The 13,700-nt window shown below is 72.4% G+C and carries 15 protein-coding genes; 6 read left to right on the forward strand and 9 right to left on the reverse strand.

Annotation, left to right across the window (positions count from 1 at the left end; genetic code table 11):
- The 4 genes from G446_RS19525 to G446_RS0112740 all read right to left on the reverse strand — a co-directional run.
- On the reverse strand, positions 1-186 hold a 186-nt coding region (locus G446_RS19525), incomplete at its 3' end, for a transposase (protein ID WP_026410491.1).
- A 336-nt stretch (positions 187-522) separates the two neighbouring features.
- The gene (locus G446_RS17910) at positions 523-1,665 is read right to left on the reverse strand and encodes an anti-sigma factor (RefSeq protein WP_026410427.1); all 1,143 of its coding nucleotides are present in this window, start codon (positions 1,663-1,665) and stop codon (positions 523-525) included.
- On the reverse strand, positions 1,662-2,222 hold the full coding sequence (locus G446_RS0112735) for a sigma-70 family RNA polymerase sigma factor (protein WP_026410428.1): 561 nt from the start codon (positions 2,220-2,222) through the stop codon (positions 1,662-1,664). Before G446_RS0112735 ends, G446_RS17910 begins: the two co-directional genes overlap by 4 nt.
- A gap of 69 nt (positions 2,223-2,291) precedes the next feature.
- On the reverse strand, positions 2,292-3,980 hold the full coding sequence (locus tag G446_RS0112740) for a cytochrome c biogenesis protein CcdA (protein WP_026410429.1): 1,689 nt from the start codon (positions 3,978-3,980) through the stop codon (positions 2,292-2,294).
- A gap of 220 nt (positions 3,981-4,200) precedes the next feature.
- On the opposite strand from G446_RS0112740, the gene G446_RS0112745 reads away from it, so the two are divergent.
- Positions 4,201-4,509: a hypothetical protein gene (locus G446_RS0112745; protein ID WP_026410430.1), complete on the forward strand. Its 309-nt coding sequence runs from the start codon at positions 4,201-4,203 to the stop codon at positions 4,507-4,509.
- A 49-nt stretch (positions 4,510-4,558) separates the two neighbouring features.
- Here the strand turns inward: G446_RS0112745 and G446_RS0112750 are convergent, their stop codons facing one another.
- Genes G446_RS0112750 through G446_RS18905 form a run of 3 tightly spaced genes read right to left on the reverse strand, consistent with a single transcriptional unit; the run spans position 4,559 to position 7,047 of the window.
- On the reverse strand, positions 4,559-5,188 hold the full coding sequence (locus G446_RS0112750) for a PH domain-containing protein (RefSeq protein WP_026410431.1): 630 nt from the start codon (positions 5,186-5,188) through the stop codon (positions 4,559-4,561).
- Between the two features lie 11 nt (positions 5,189-5,199).
- On the reverse strand, positions 5,200-6,153 hold the full coding sequence (locus G446_RS0112755) for a 1,4-dihydroxy-2-naphthoate polyprenyltransferase (RefSeq protein ID WP_026410432.1): 954 nt from the start codon (positions 6,151-6,153) through the stop codon (positions 5,200-5,202).
- A 51-nt stretch (positions 6,154-6,204) separates the two neighbouring features.
- The gene (locus G446_RS18905; RefSeq protein ID WP_051286002.1) at positions 6,205-7,047 is read right to left on the reverse strand and encodes a hypothetical protein; all 843 of its coding nucleotides are present in this window, start codon (positions 7,045-7,047) and stop codon (positions 6,205-6,207) included.
- Between the two features lie 185 nt (positions 7,048-7,232).
- On the opposite strand from G446_RS18905, the gene G446_RS0112765 reads away from it, so the two are divergent.
- Complete coding sequence (locus G446_RS0112765) at positions 7,233-7,670, forward strand: PLD nuclease N-terminal domain-containing protein (protein ID WP_026410433.1); 438 nt, start codon at positions 7,233-7,235, stop codon at positions 7,668-7,670.
- A 58-nt stretch (positions 7,671-7,728) separates the two neighbouring features.
- On the opposite strand, the gene G446_RS17920 is transcribed toward G446_RS0112765, so the two are convergent.
- Together G446_RS17920 and G446_RS17925 are read right to left on the reverse strand one after the other, a co-directional pair.
- Positions 7,729-8,523 carry a hypothetical protein gene (locus G446_RS17920; RefSeq protein ID WP_245574707.1) on the reverse strand — a complete coding sequence of 265 codons (795 nt, stop codon included), beginning with the start codon at positions 8,521-8,523 and terminating at the stop codon, positions 7,729-7,731.
- The gene (locus G446_RS17925) at positions 8,520-9,278 is read right to left on the reverse strand and encodes a histidine phosphatase family protein (RefSeq protein ID WP_034470595.1); all 759 of its coding nucleotides are present in this window, start codon (positions 9,276-9,278) and stop codon (positions 8,520-8,522) included. Before G446_RS17925 ends, G446_RS17920 begins: the two co-directional genes overlap by 4 nt.
- A 73-nt stretch (positions 9,279-9,351) precedes the next feature.
- Here G446_RS17925 and dapD point away from each other — a divergent pair, with 73 nt between their 5' ends.
- The 4 genes from dapD (at position 9,352) to G446_RS0112795 (ending at position 13,658) form a co-directional block, all read left to right on the forward strand.
- The gene (dapD, locus tag G446_RS0112780; protein WP_026410434.1) at positions 9,352-10,335 is read left to right on the forward strand and encodes a 2,3,4,5-tetrahydropyridine-2,6-dicarboxylate N-succinyltransferase; all 984 of its coding nucleotides are present in this window, start codon (positions 9,352-9,354) and stop codon (positions 10,333-10,335) included.
- A gap of 1,038 nt (positions 10,336-11,373) precedes the next feature.
- A complete protein-coding gene (locus G446_RS20660; RefSeq protein WP_034470603.1) occupies positions 11,374-12,300 on the forward strand; it encodes a hypothetical protein in 927 nt (308 codons plus the stop codon).
- Positions 12,301-12,492: 192 nt separating this feature from the next.
- Positions 12,493-12,777, forward strand: a complete 285-nt coding sequence (locus G446_RS0112790; RefSeq protein ID WP_026410321.1) for a transposase — start codon at positions 12,493-12,495, stop codon at positions 12,775-12,777.
- Complete coding sequence (locus G446_RS0112795) at positions 12,774-13,658, forward strand: IS3 family transposase (RefSeq protein ID WP_026410436.1); 885 nt, start codon at positions 12,774-12,776, stop codon at positions 13,656-13,658. Before G446_RS0112790 ends, G446_RS0112795 begins: the two co-directional genes overlap by 4 nt.
- The last annotated feature ends 42 nt before the right edge of the window (positions 13,659-13,700 follow it).

A 13,700-nucleotide genomic window follows, 5' to 3' on the forward strand; every position in this document is an offset into this window, starting at 1 on the left:
CCTGTTGGTGCGATGCGGGGTGCGCTCGTAGCGCCCCGCGCCGATCACGGCGGCGGCCTCGGCGTCGACCAGATCCTGCAGCCCGGCCTGGAGCAGGCGGCGGAAGACGTCATCGTGAGCCAGATCCGGGTCGGCAAGGACTTCCCGGATCAGCGTGGACACGGCAGACTGGTTCGTGGCGGGGATCGTGGGTGCACTCCTTGTGAATCTGGCTGAGGAACAGGGCTCCCACGATGCCCGCCGCCCGTGCCGACGACCCCGGGCGGAAGCCCCGCGGGAATTGCCACCACACTAAGAGACGCACCCCAGATTTGGACACGCCCCCGCCCCGGATCGCCACAGGAGCCCCACCCGCACCAGCGCGCCAACGCCCCGCAACAACGAATCCCAGCAAGGACCGGCGACAGCCCGCCAGCGGACCGTCGTCCCTCATTATTTGGGTTCACCGGTCCGAATATCGATGTCCGGAGCCCGAATACCAGGCGCCCGGGCCCGGACGCCGTGCAGCGGGCGAGGGCTCACTCAAGTGTCGGTGCCGCCGCCATCCGGCGTCGGGGAGCGGCGGGTGGTCGTACCGTCGGCGCGGACGTCGAAGGTGACCAGGGGCTCACCCGTCGGCTGGTCGGACCCGCCGGCGGGCTCCCGGGTGATGAAGACCTGTTCCCCGGCCTCGGGCATGAGGTCGAGGAAGGTGAAGCCGGTCCCCGACTGCGGGTCGTACAGGCCCAGTGAGCTCACGGTCTCGCCCTTGCGCAGCCAGACCTGGAGGCTGCCGCCGCGGGCGGCGTCCATCATCTCGTCCGGCAGGCTCAGCGCCGTCATGCTCATGCCCCGCGACCAGGTGAGAGTCGCGATGTGACCGTCGGGCATGGTGTCGGTCACGCGCTGGACGTCCTGGGCCTGGTTGAGGTGGGCGTAGTGCTCGGTGGGGGCCATGGAACTCATCGCCGTCCACCGGCCCACCCCGATGCCGACGCACAGGACGGCCGCGGCCGCGGCGACCCGCAGTCCGATCGCGGACCATCGGCGCCGGCGCGGACGCAGGGGGACGACGGCGCCCGACCGGCCGTCGACGGTCCCGCCCCGAGCTCCGGGTTCGGCGGTCGCGGCTCCGGTCGGGTCGGGTTCGACGGTCCCGCCCCGAGCTCCGGGTTCGACGGCCGGGGCGGAATCGGCTGGCTCAGGTTCGGCGGTCGCGGCCTCATCCGGCGCGTCCTCGGCAACCGCGGTTTCGGCCGCCCCGGTTTCGGCCGACTCAGGATCAACCGGCGCGCCTGCGACCAGCCCGGACCGGGAGCTCCCGGTCCCCGCCGGTTCCCTCATCTGCGGCTCGTGCGCAATACGCTTGAGCAGTTCGGAGCGCAGCGAGGCAGGCGGATCGATCGGCTCCAGGGACGCCCCGAGCCGGGCGAGGATCTCGTCGGGAGCGTCCTCGGCCGGGCCCCCGCCCCCGCTCGCCAGGCCGCCGGTGGCCGACCCGTCGTTCGCAAGCGTCCCGCCGCCCGCCGCCCCGACGCTCGCGAGCGCCTCACCGCCCGTCTCCTCGCCCGCCATCCCGCCACTCGCCGGGCCGCTACCCGCCGTCCTGCCACCCGCCGCCCCGACGCCCGCCGGGACGGCGTCGGGGGCCTCCCCCGGCCGGTGGCGCCGCTCGAGGTCCGTCATGATTCCGCCCCCATCTCCTTGCGAAGTCGTGCGATTCCGTTCCTGATCCTGGTCTTGACCGTGCCGAGCGGCACGCCGGTGCGCCGGGCGATCTCGGTATGGGTCAGGCCCGTGAAGTAGGCCATGACCAGGGTGGAGCGCTGCGGCTCGCCGACGGCGTCCAGGGCCCGGCGCACGTCCTCACCGGCGAGGGAGTCCTCCACGGCCTGGACGGTGAGGTCGACGTCGGGCATGTAGTCGCGCCACTGCTCCTCGCGGTCCCTGGCCGCCTGGGAGGAGCGGACCCGGTCGACCGCCCGGCGCCGCGCCATGGTCACGGCCCAGGCCCGGGCGCTGCCCCTCTCCGGCGAGAAGGAGGCGGCGCTGCGCCATATCTCCAGGAAGACCTCCTGGAGCACCTCCTCGCTCTGGGCGCGGTCCACCAGGATCCGGACGATGAGGGCGAACAGCCGGCCCGACCAGCGGTCGTAGAACTCGGCGAAGGCGTCGCGGTCTCCGGCGGCGACCCTGACAATAAGGGTGTTGTCGCGGTCGCGATCCGGATCCTCGTCGTGCACGGTCGCATGGTACGGGGTGCGCGCCCCGCGGGCCCGGCCGACACCGCAATCCCCGCAGTCCCGGCCCGTTCACCCGAAGGTGAAGGAGTACAGGGACAGGCCCTCGCCCGCCTCGAGCTCGAGCGCGCCCTCCTGGGTGTCCTGCGTGCTCACGAGCTCGATCGAGTTGGGGACTCCCGAGACGCGGATCGTGCGCTTTTCGCCGCCGCCCGCCGTGTACGTGATGTCCCCCTCCCCGGAGACGACCAGGTTGACCTGCCGGCCCTGGTAGCGCAGGCGCAGGCGGGCGGGACCGCCGTCGGGCGAGATGGCCTGCGCGGTCACCTTCCACCGTCCGTCGAGGGAGAATGTGTCCACCGCCTGCTCGGCGGGGAAGTCGTACGACGACGTCCCATCGGCCAGCCGTCCGCCGGCGAATCCGACGGCGCGGGCGGAGCCGAGGTAGGTCTCGGGGGTGCGCGGGCCGCTGACGTCGGGCTCGTCGTCGGCGAACACCGGGGCGGGCAGCTGCACGCCGGGGTTGGCCTGGCGCAGGAGCTCGCGCACGAGCCTCTCGGTGGTGGCCTCGCCGCCCTCGCCGAACTTGACCTGGCGCAATTCGCCGCTGGAGTCGGCGAGGTAGTGCGCGGGCCAGTAGTGGTTGTCGAAGTTGCGCCAGGTCACCAGGTCGGAGTCGACCGCCACCGGGTAGGTGATGCCGAGGTCGGCGGCGCCGCCGCGGACATTGCCGACCTCCTTCTCGAAGGCGTACTCCGGGGAGTGGACCCCGATGACCTGCAGGCCCGCGTCCCCGTAGACCTCGTGGAGTTTCTGGATGCCGGGGATGGAGCGCTGGCAGTTGATGCAGGAGTACGCCCAGAAATCGACGAGGGTGACCTTGCCGGCGCGGTCGGCGTCGGTCAGGGGCTGCTCGCCGGGGGTGTTGAACCAGGCGGTGATGCCGTCGATGCGGGGCAGCTGCCCGCAGTGGGCGAGGTCGGAGGCGCCGTCGACGCACCGGCCGCCCTCGCCGGCGCCCTCGCCGCCGCGCAGCGCGTTGTCGATGCCGGCCTGGAGCGGGGCGGTGTAGTCCGGCAGGGCGCGCTGGAGGACGGCCGGCAGGTTGAGGACGAGCGCCGCCGACAGGGCCAGCATGAGCGCTCCGGCGCTCACGCGCACGGCCCTCTGTCGGCGTCGGAAGGCCTTGAGCCTCTCGGTGAGCCGGCGTCCGGCCAGGGCGAAGGCGAGCAGCGGGACGGCGGTGCCCAGGCCGAAGGCGATGGCGAGGGTGATGGTGTCGGCGCCGATCCGGCCGGTGGAGCCGGCGACGGACACGGCCGCGAGCACCGGACCGGCGCAGGGCACGTACGCGGCCCCCAGGACCAGGCCCAGGAGGAATCCGTTGGAGGGGCCGGCCGAGCCGGATCGCTGGAAGCGCGCGAAGGGGCGCTCCAGGATCTCCATGACCTTGGGGATGATCATTCCGACGCCGATGAGGGCGAGGAGGACGATTCCGGCCCAGCGGATGACGTCCTGCGGCAGGTGCAAGAGGTTGAGGAGCGTCGACCCCAGCAGGGTGAAGGCGGTGAAGCTGATGACCAGCCCCGCCACGACGAGATACGGCCGCCACCTGGAGGTGGCCGGCGCCTCGTCCCCGTCCCGGGCGCGGGCGCCCTGGGCGCCGCCGGACAGGAAGATGACCGGCAGGACCGGAAGAATGCAGGGGGAGATGCTGGTGATGAGGCCACCGAGCAGGCCGATGAGAACGAGACTGACCATGTCGTTCCTCCTTCGCGATCGAGTCACCCCGTATTCGTCGCCGTCGCCCGTATCGGATGCCCGGGCGAGCAGTGATGGGGCTCACTCGATCCGCCCAATCCGCGCCCTCTCCCGCTCCGAATCCCTGATGACGGCGCGCCCACCGGCGCTCCCATTCACATCACCACGGTCGACGACGCGTCACCGCGATCGACGGCCCCTCGCATTTCAAGGAGATCCCATGCGTATCCGCCGTATTCTGTCCGCCTCCCTCCTCATCGCCGCCCTCGCGGCCGGCACCGCCGCCTGCGGCTCCGCGGACGCCGGGGAGAACAAGCCGGCCATGCAGGAGACGTCGACGCCGAGTGATTCGATGTCCGACGGTGCCAGCGGCGACCGCATGTCCGACGGTGACCGCATGTCCGACGGTGACCGCATGTCCGACGGCGACCGCATGTCCGACGGCGACCGCATGTCCGACGGCGACCGCATGTCCGACGGCGACCGCATGTCCGACGGCGCCAGCGGCAGCGCATCCGGCGCCAAGTGAGGTGCTGACGGCCTGATCGGGCCGCCTCCGGGCGCGTCTCCGCCCCGCCTCACAGGCGCAGGTCGGCGTGGGTCAGGTACCCCTGCCCCAGGGCCCAGGCGAGGATGCCGTCGCGGTCGGCCTCGGCGCGCTCGAGTGCGCGGTCGGAGAAGCCGACCCGGGTCGTGCCGGGCACATCCGCCCGGCGCCAGCCGCCGGGGCCGATGACGGTCACGCACGCCCCCCTCGTCCCCCGGGCACCGGCCCACGCCCGGGTTCCGAGGGCGCCGGGCACCTCCCGCCACGGCAGGCGGCGCCGCGTGAACAGCGTGCGCACCGCCAGCCCGTCGGCGTCGGCGCGGGTGCGCCCCGCGAGCGCGTTGAGGACGGTGACGCACAGGAGGAGGCCGACGCCGCCGGTCAGCAGCATCCACCAGCGGACGCCGCCCTCGATCAGGCCCATGACGGTCCCCAGGAGCATCGCCGCACCCACAGGGGCGCACAGGATGAACGTGAGCAGCCACGACGGCGTCCGCCAGAACCTCCAGGTGAAGGACTCCCGCCCGAGGAGGCCGTTGGGGACGACGGCGGTCGGACCGATCCGCGCGCACGTGCCGGGCGGTATGGAATACCCGGCCGGGTTGGCGGCGGCGATGGCCGGGTCCGGGGCCGTCGGGGGCGGTTCGCTCCGGCGTTTCACCTACTCATCTCCTATCTGCTCGCCAGGACGAGCGCCGCGGCCAGGGCGACGCCGTAGAGGAGTTCGTACAGGCCCGCGTCGCGCAGCGCCGGGATGAGCGCCCGGCCGGTGGCGCCGGCCAGGACGGTGCCACCGGCGCGCGCCGCCGCCGCGCCGAGGACCGCGATGACGACGGCGAGGGCGACGAGCCAGACGGCCCCCGACCCGCCCAGGGCCCGGTGCGCCCAGACGACCGCCGCCGCCCCCGCGGCCACCGGCGCCCACAGCATGGCGATGAAGGCGGCGCGGGCGCGCCCGGCGCCCAGCCGCACCGCCAGGGTGCGCTTGCCCGCCGCGGGGTCGGTGTCGATGTCGCGCAGGTTGTTGACCATGAGCAGGGAGCAGGCGATGAGCCCGACGCCGCCCGCGGCCGCCCACAGCCAGCCCGGGGCGGTCCCGCCCTGGACGTAGGCGGTGCCCGCGGTGGCGACCAGCCCGAAGAACACGAACACGAAGACCTCGCCCAGGCCCGCGTAGCCGTAGGGGCGGGGCCCGCCGGTGTAGAACCAGGCGGCGGCGATCGCGGCGGCGCCCACCGCGAGCAGCCACCACTGGCCGCTGAGCGCGACGAGGGCCAGGCCGAGCAGCCCGCCGACGCCGAAGCAGCCGAAGGCGGCGAGCTTGACCGTGCGGGGGGCGACGGCGCCGGAGGCGGTCAGCCGCGGCGGGCCGGTGCGCTCGTCGTCGGCGCCGCGCACGCCGTCGGAGTAGTCGTTGGCGAGGTTGCAGCCGATCTGCAGGGCCAGGGCGACGCCGGCGGCGAGCAGGCTGCGCACCGGGGAGAAGGCGCCCAGGGCCGCGGCGGCGCCCGCCCCCAGGATGACGGGGGCGACGGCCGCCGGCAGGGTCCGCAGGCGCACGACCTCCGCCCAGCTGGTGGCGCGCGGACCCGCACCGGACCGCTGCGCGGTTCCGCTGGCGCTCATGAGAACCTCTTCCTCGGGACTGGGGCGGAGCCTACTACGCCGGGGCGGGTCTCAGATCAGTCCGTGGCGCCGCTCCTGCTCCCGGCGCTGGCGCTGGAGCTGGAGCCTCTTGCGCGGGCCGCGCAGCTCGGTGTAGCGCCCCGTCTCCCGGGCGTAGCCGCGCGCGACGGCCCAGGCCCAGATCCTGTCGAGATCCGCCGCGCCCCCGGCCTGGAGCCGTCTTCTCGAGACCCCCACCCGGGTCAGGCCGGTGAGGCGAACCGCCCTGCCCTCGGGAGTCGCCATGACGATCTTGGCCCTCTTAATGATCAGGAATACGGCCATGACCATGACGACGCCGATCAGGCACCCGATCCCCCCTTCTGCGCTCTCCACCAGGTTCACGAGACCCGCGCTGGTCACGCGCACATGGAAGCTCCTGCGCGAGGACGGCCAGGGGTGGTCCCTGGTGCCGAGCACGCCGCTCACGTGGATCCCGCGGGCGTCCAGGACGGTGCGCCTGCTCAGCATGAGCGGCACGGCGGCCAGGAGGAGCAGGCCGGGCAGGCCCGGGAGGAGGGCGACGGTGATCCTGCGGGGCAGATCGATGGCGTCCCCACCGCTCGTGAGGCGGAAGAACCCCCACGCGAGGAGGAGAACCCCGGCCGATACGACCACGATCACCATGAGAACCGTGGTGACCGCGGAGGAGGGTGTGGCCCACCGGCGGAGGACGACCGAACCCTGCGTGAGGGGGATCGGACCGTCCCCGGGCGGCAGGCCAGCGGAGACGGTGGCCGCGGGGGCGGGGAACGCCGCGGGGACAGCGGCCGCCGCGGAGGCGGGCGGGACGCCGTAGTAGCCGGGGCGCCCGCGGCGCCCGGGGTCCTGGTTCGGGAGGGCCTGCTGCGACATGGACGCTGCTCCTGGTGGTGGGCGGATCGACCCAGGCTAGTTCCGACGGCGCCGCGCCCGTACGGGGATCTCGCCCCATGGCGCGCCGGACCCGTCGGGCGGCCCCGTCTCTGCGGCCGAGCGGACGCGGGGCGGGCCGCCCCGATGTTCCGTGGCCCGCTCGGGCCTGCGGATAGGATGCGCCCATGCGTGCTCTTCTCCCGGTCCTCGTCCTGGCGCTGACGATCTACGCCCTCCTCGACTGCGCCCGCACGCCGGAGGAGCTGATGCCGGCCCGCATGCCCAAGGTCATGTGGATCGTCCTCATCGTGTTCGTCGTGGGGATCGGCCCGATCGCGTGGATCATCGTCAGCCGGGTCAAGGCGGCCGAGGAGCGCGGCGGGGTCGTCGAGCCGACGGTGTGGTCCTCGAAGGAGGGCACGCAGTTCCGCCGCCCCGAGCGCCCGCGCCCGGTGGCGCCCGACGACGACCCGGAGTTCCTGCAGCGCCTGGAGCGGGACATCCGCCGGCGTCGCCGCGCCGAGGACCGGGACGACGCCGACGACGGCCCGGCGGACGGCGACGGGGAGCCGGACGCGGACGGGAAGCCGCGGGCCTCCGACGGCGACGGCTCGCGCTCCTGAGCGCCGCCCGGCGCAACTCAGCGCCGCAGCACAACGCCGCCCAGCGCAGCGGCGCCGTTCAGCGCAGCGCCGGCGGGATGAGGCGCGGCCAGGCGGAGGTGTCGACGTCGTAGCCGTGGGCGGCGGCGTGGACGAACCAGTCCCCCGGCAGCCAGGTGCGCCCGGCGACCTGCGGGTGCTCGGGCAGGTAGCGCGCCGACCACAGGACGAGGACGAGCTCGGCCCACTGCCCCCGCAGCTTCCAGCGCGCCGAGCCGTTGGCGTTGGCGGCCGCCATGACGACCTCGCCGGTGCCGGTGAGCTGGACCTCCTGGACGTCGGCGAAGGAGATCGGCATGATGCCCTCGCCCGTGCCCAGGTAGATCCCGTGGGTGGACACGGTCAGGCGCGCATTGGCCAGGTGGCGCCACTTCTCGACGGCGTCGGCCCGCGCGGCCCGACGGCGGCGGGAGTTGAGGTAGGCCTGTCCGCCGAAGAAGGCGGCCGTCAGTGCCAGGCCCACGGGCCCGCCGGCGAGAAAGAAGCCGCGCGAGGGGTTGTAGACGGCGTCGCCCCGGCGCCACACGAGCAGTTCGGCGTCGCAGGTGGCGAGCATGACCTCGTCGGCGGCGAAGGCGCGGCGCACCGGGTCGATGACGGGCGAGACGGGGTTGGGGCGCCGGCCGCGCGCCAGAGCGGTGAGCACCCCGGCCGTGTTCCACCACACGAAGTCCTGCCCGGTCCACTCCCGCCGGACGGCGGGCCGGGCGGGCGCCGCGGCGCGGCCCGGGCCGCCGGGCCGGGCGGGGCGGTCCAGACCGGAGTCCCCGCCGGGCCCGCCGACTCCGGCGGGGACGATCTCGGCGCCGGTCACGCCTGGGTCTCCCCCGGTCCGGTCTCCTCCGCCCCGGCCCGCCCCGGCACCGCCTTCTCCGGTCCCGTCTCCTCCGCCCCGGCCCGCCCGATCTTCTCGGCGGCGGCGGAGGTCCCGGGGACCATGTCCTCGGCCCGGCGCAGCAGGTCCCCGGCCGGCTCCCAGTAGGACAGGCCCACGAGGGTGGCGTCGTCGAAGGTGAGCGAGGTCAGCGAGGCCAGGGAGCACTGGCGGCGCCGGGGGTCGTGGGCGAGCGGGCGGCCCTCCAGCCACAGGCGGGTCGCCCAGATGGGCAGCTGGTGGGACACGAGGAGCGCCTCGTGCCCGGCGAAGCGCGCGCGGGCGTCGCGCACGGCGGCGGACACGCGCACGACGAGGTCGGCGTAGGACTCCCCCCAGCTCGGGCGCAGGGGGTTGAGGTAATACGCCCAGTACCTGGGGTGGGCCAGCAGCCAGCGGTTGCGGTTGACGGGCACGCCCTCGAAGCGGTTGTCGGCCTCGGTGAGCCTGGCGTCGGCGTCCGCCCGCAGGCCGAAGGCGGCGGCCGTGGGGGCCCCGGTCTCCACGGCGCGCTCGAGGGGAGAGGTGACGACGCCGACGACGTCGTGCCCGGAGGCGGACAGGACGTCGGCGACCTGAGCGGCCATCTCGCGGCCGAGGGCGGACAGGTGGTAGCCGGGCAGGCGGCCGTAGAGGACGCCCTCGGGGTTGTGGACCTCGCCGTGCCGCATGAGGTGGATCGTGGTGCGCGCCATGAGCCCGATTCTCGCATGACCGCGATCCGGGAAGGGCGGCGCGCGCGGGGCCCGGTCCCGTAAAGTGGGCGCCATGACGACTCGTAGCGCATGGGCCCTCGGTCTGGCGACCGTGACCGACGACGGCAACACCCTCGATGTCTGGTACCCCCGGCCGATCCTGGGGGACGCGCCCGACGACGGCGATGCCGAGCTGCTGGCGCGGCTGACGGCCATGGAGATCAAGGACGCGGCCCGCGGGGTGCACACGAGCGTGGTGCGCACCTGGGCGGACCTGGACGACGCCCCCCAGACGGTGGCGGGCGCCTACCTGCGCCTGCACGTCCTGTCCCACCGGCTGGTCGAGCCGAACACGGTCAACCTGGACGGGATCTTCTCCCGTCTGCCCAATGTGGTGTGGACCTCGGTCGGGCCCTGCGCCGCGGAGGACTTCGAGACCACCCGCACGCGCCTGCGCGCCGCCCTGGGCCGCTCGGTCCAGGTCAATTCGGTGGACAAGTTCCCCCGCATGACCGACTACGTCCTGCCCTCGGGGGTGCGCATCGGCAATGCCGCGCATGTGCGCCTGGGCGCCTACCTGGCGGAGGGCACCACGGTCATGCACGCCGGCTTCGTCAACTACAACGCCGGCACGCTGGGGCGCTCCATGGTGGAGGGGCGGATCTCGCAGGGCGTGGTCATCGGGGACGGGTCCGACGTCGGCGGCGGCGCCTCGACGATGGGCATGCTCTCGGGCGGCGGGCGCCAGCGGGTCGCCCTGGGCGAGCGCTGCCTGCTGGGGGCCAACTCCGGCCTGGGGATCCCGCTGGGCGACGACTGCGTCGTCGAGGCGGGCCTGTACCTGACGGCCGGCACGAAGGTGTCCCTGCTGCCCTCGGGCGGCGTCATCCCCGGGCCGCACGGGCTGTTCAAGGAGCCGCGGGTCATCTCGGCGCGCGAGCTGGCGGGCGCCTCGAACGTGCTCTTCCGCCGCAATTCGCAGTCGGGCGCCGTGGAGGCGCTGGCGCGCGGCGGCAAGGGCATCGAGCTCAACGCGGACCTGCACGGCAACCAGTGAGCCGCTGGGCGGGCGGGAGGGCTCGCCCGGTCCGGGTCGGCGGGTCGCAGCGCGGGACGGCCCGGTGTCCGCCGCTGCGGTCACGGCGGTCCGTTGGGGCGCGGGGCGGGCGATAGCATCGCCTCCATGAGCAACTCCCCCGCTGACAGCGATCCTCGGGCGGACGCCGACGCCGCGCAGGCCAGCACCGGTGACTCCCCCGCTGACGTCGGCCCTCAGCAGGATCCCGTGACCACTCCCGACGACGCGGAACCCGCGGCCGATACAGGGCCCGCGGCCGACGAGGATGCCGTCGACGCGGAACCCGCAGCCGACGAGAGCGCCACCGACGCGGCCGCGCCCGCCTCGGCTCCGGTCCCGCAGGATCCTGCGGCTCCAGCCGCTCCAGTCCCGACTGCTCCGGGGAGTCCGCCGCCCTCAACCGGCGACCGTCCGGCGCCCGCCACTCCAATACCCGCCGCCACGGCTTCCATGGGGCCGGTGCCCGCGCCACCGGCGGCCCCCGTACCCGCACCACCCGCCGCGGCCTCCACGGGTCCGGTGCCCGCCCCAGTGGCCACGGGACCGTTCCCCGCCGGGCCGGTTCCCACCGGGCCAGTGCCCACGGGATCGGTTCCCACCGGCCCACTCCCCATCAGCCCATTCCCCACCGGGCCAGCGCCCACCGGCTCACTCCCCGTCACCCCTTTCCCCACCGGGCCGGTCCCCGTCAGTTCCGCCTCCACCGGTTCAATTCCGGTCGTCCCCGCTCACGTCGGACCGGCTCCCGCGGGCGCGGGCCCCGCCGCCCCGGTGCCCGCACCACCGGCGGCCCCCGTACCCCCGCCACCCGCCGTCACGGCAAGCCCCCGCACTCTTCAGGCGGCGGCACCCGCCGGCGATGCGCCGCAGTGGTCCCGCGGCCAGTGGTGGACGGTCCTCGTTCTCGGAGTGCTCGCGGCCATTACGGGGGCCGCGGCGCTCGTACTGCGATATCTGGACGTACCGTGGGACTCGATGATGTGGGGTAATGCTGAGGAGTGGTGGCTTTTCACTAATATGAGCACATTCTTCCTGCTCAGTCCGCTCGCACTCACCATCGTCGGCGTTGTCCAGACCTGCAGGAAGGCGGCGCCGAGCGCATTCGTAGCGGCTACCGCCCTCGCCCCTGTTTTCATTTCAACTCTATTTTACCATTTCTGGTACAGTACCGTCATCACGGATATATTTCACGCGACCGCGCTGATAATCACGCTGGCGACTGCCTGCATGTGCCTGTGGGGGCGGCTTCCCCATCGCACGCGCACGCCCCGCAGTGCCGTCGCGGCGAGCGCCCTCGCAATGGCGGCGATATGGTTGATGGCCACAAAGTTGCTCATAATGTGGATCAACATCGTTTGGCCGTTGATCGCAATCAGAGCGGCTACCCTCGTCTGCGGCATCGCCCTGCTCGCGCTCATGATCTTCCATAGGAAGGTTATTATTATGCGCATTCTGGCGGTCGCACTGGGGGTGTTTACGGTGGCGGGGACCGGGCTCGGTGTTATGTTCGGTTTAGACATGCCGGTGTTCTCCATTCCGTCGGCAGTGCTTCTGATCGCACTGGTGGTGCCGGTTTTCTGCGCGTCCTTCAGGCAGTGGTGCGCCGGCACGTGGACCGCACCTGCCTGGAAGCCCAGCGCCGTCGCCGGCCGACCGACGATCCTGGCGCGCACGACGCAGGTCACGGGCCCCGACGGCAAGCCCCTGAACGACACCGACATCGCCGCCATGCTGCCCACCACACGACCCACATTCTGGGTCAGCCTCCTCTTCGGACTGTTCGGGCTGCTCCCCATGCTCACCGCCAACAGCACCGCCCGGAGCCTCGGCGTCGTCACCAACGCCTACAACAACGCCATGATCAAGGGCTTCGTACTCGGCATCCTCATGTGGACCGCCATCACCGCCGCCTCCTACACCATCATCCTCTTCGAACTCCTCTGAACCGCCGCCCCGCTGGCGGGCTGCGCGCCCCAGGGGGTCGGAGGCGGTCGCCGGGGCCGGTTCTCGCGGTGCGTCGGAGCGGTCGACGGCCCCGCCGGTTCCCGATTCTGGCGCTCCGGGAGGATCGTTGGAGTGAGCGGAGTCCTCTGGACTTGGGAAGAGTTTCTTCCCGTGACAGGATAGGATGAGTTCATGACCAGAACCAAATACTCCGATGAGTTCAAGGAGCAGGTCGTTCGCGAGATCCTGGAGAAGGAGCGCACGATCGCGTCCGTGGCCGCCTCCTACGACCTGGTTCCGCAGACCGTGGGGGTCTGGGTCGCCAAGCGCAGAAGGAAGGACGCCGAGGCCCAGGACCCCGAAGCCGCCGCCGAATCGGCCGAGATCGCCAGGCTGCGGGCGGAGAACAGGGAGCTGCGGGCGGAGAACGAGTTCTTGAAAAAAGCAGCGGCCTTCTTCGCGAAAGAACGTCGGTGAGCGAGCGCTACGAGCTCATCCGCCGCGAAGAAGGCAACTGCCCAGTCGCATCCATGTGCAAGCTGGTCGGAGTGTCCAAGTCCGGATACTACGACTGGCTCGGCCGGCCCGACTCCGCCACGAAGGTCAGAAGGAGGAAGTTGACCCTGATGGTCGAATCCGAGTTCAACGCCTCGGACATGACCTACGGGTACCGGCGCGTCACCGCCGCACTGCACCGCAAGGGCGTGACGGTCTCGGCGGACACGGTCCGCTCCATCATGCGCGAGAAGGAGCTGAGAGCCGCGCAACCGCGCCGGAAGGTCCGCACCACCGTCCCCGCCGACGACATCGACACCCGCCCCGACCTCGTGGGCCGGGACTTCACCGCCCGGACCCCCGGACTCAAATGGGTCGGGGACATCACGTACATCCGCACGTGGGTCGGGTTCGTGTACCTGGCCACCGTCCTGGACTGCTGCACCAAGAAGGTCATCGGCTACGCCATGGCCGACAACATGAGAACCGACCTCGTCTGCGACGCCATCGATATGGCCGTGCGCCGCTGCCCCCACCAGAAGAACGTCACGATCTTCCACTCCGACCGGGGCAGCCAGTACACCTCACAGCAATTCGCCCGGCACCTGGAGCACCACAAGATCCGCCCCTCCGTAGGCCGCACGGGAGTGTGCTGGGACAACGCCTGGGCCGAATCATTCAACGCCACCCTGAAGAACGAACGCGTCCACCGCACGGTGTACCCCACACGAGAAAAGGCCATCAACGATGTTGCCTCGTGGATCGAACTGACCTACAATCACACACGGTTCCACTCAACGCTCGGCTACCGCACCCCCAACGAGGTCGAACACGAGCTGAGAAGCCGCAAACACGCAGCCTGAGACCACCAAAAACCACGGTCCGAGAAACACCGAGCACTCCAC

The sequence above is a fragment of the Actinomyces dentalis DSM 19115 genome (genome assembly GCF_000429225.1).
GTDB classification, from domain to species: Bacteria; Actinomycetota; Actinomycetes; order Actinomycetales; family Actinomycetaceae; genus Actinomyces; species Actinomyces dentalis.

Bases quoted from the DNA above. Each gene is read 5' to 3' on its own strand.
- G446_RS17910 (WP_026410427.1), bottom strand. From the start codon at position 1,665: ATGACGGACCTCGAGCGGCGCCACCGGCCGGGGGAGGCCCCCGACGCC.
- G446_RS0112740 (WP_026410429.1), bottom strand. From the start codon at position 3,980: ATGGTCAGTCTCGTTCTCATCGGCCTGCTCGGTGGCCTCATCACCAGC.
- G446_RS0112745 (WP_026410430.1), top strand. From the start codon at position 4,201: ATGCGTATCCGCCGTATTCTGTCCGCCTCCCTCCTCATCGCCGCCCTC.
- G446_RS0112755 (WP_026410432.1), bottom strand. From the start codon at position 6,153: ATGAGCGCCAGCGGAACCGCGCAGCGGTCCGGTGCGGGTCCGCGCGCC.
- G446_RS18905 (WP_051286002.1), bottom strand. From the start codon at position 7,047: ATGTCGCAGCAGGCCCTCCCGAACCAGGACCCCGGGCGCCGCGGGCGC.
- G446_RS0112765 (WP_026410433.1), top strand. From the start codon at position 7,233: ATGCGTGCTCTTCTCCCGGTCCTCGTCCTGGCGCTGACGATCTACGCC.
- G446_RS17925 (WP_034470595.1), bottom strand. From the start codon at position 9,278: ATGGCGCGCACCACGATCCACCTCATGCGGCACGGCGAGGTCCACAAC.
- dapD (WP_026410434.1), top strand. From the start codon at position 9,352: ATGACGACTCGTAGCGCATGGGCCCTCGGTCTGGCGACCGTGACCGAC.
- G446_RS20660 (WP_034470603.1), top strand. From the start codon at position 11,374: ATGAGCACATTCTTCCTGCTCAGTCCGCTCGCACTCACCATCGTCGGC.
- G446_RS0112790 (WP_026410321.1), top strand. From the start codon at position 12,493: ATGACCAGAACCAAATACTCCGATGAGTTCAAGGAGCAGGTCGTTCGC.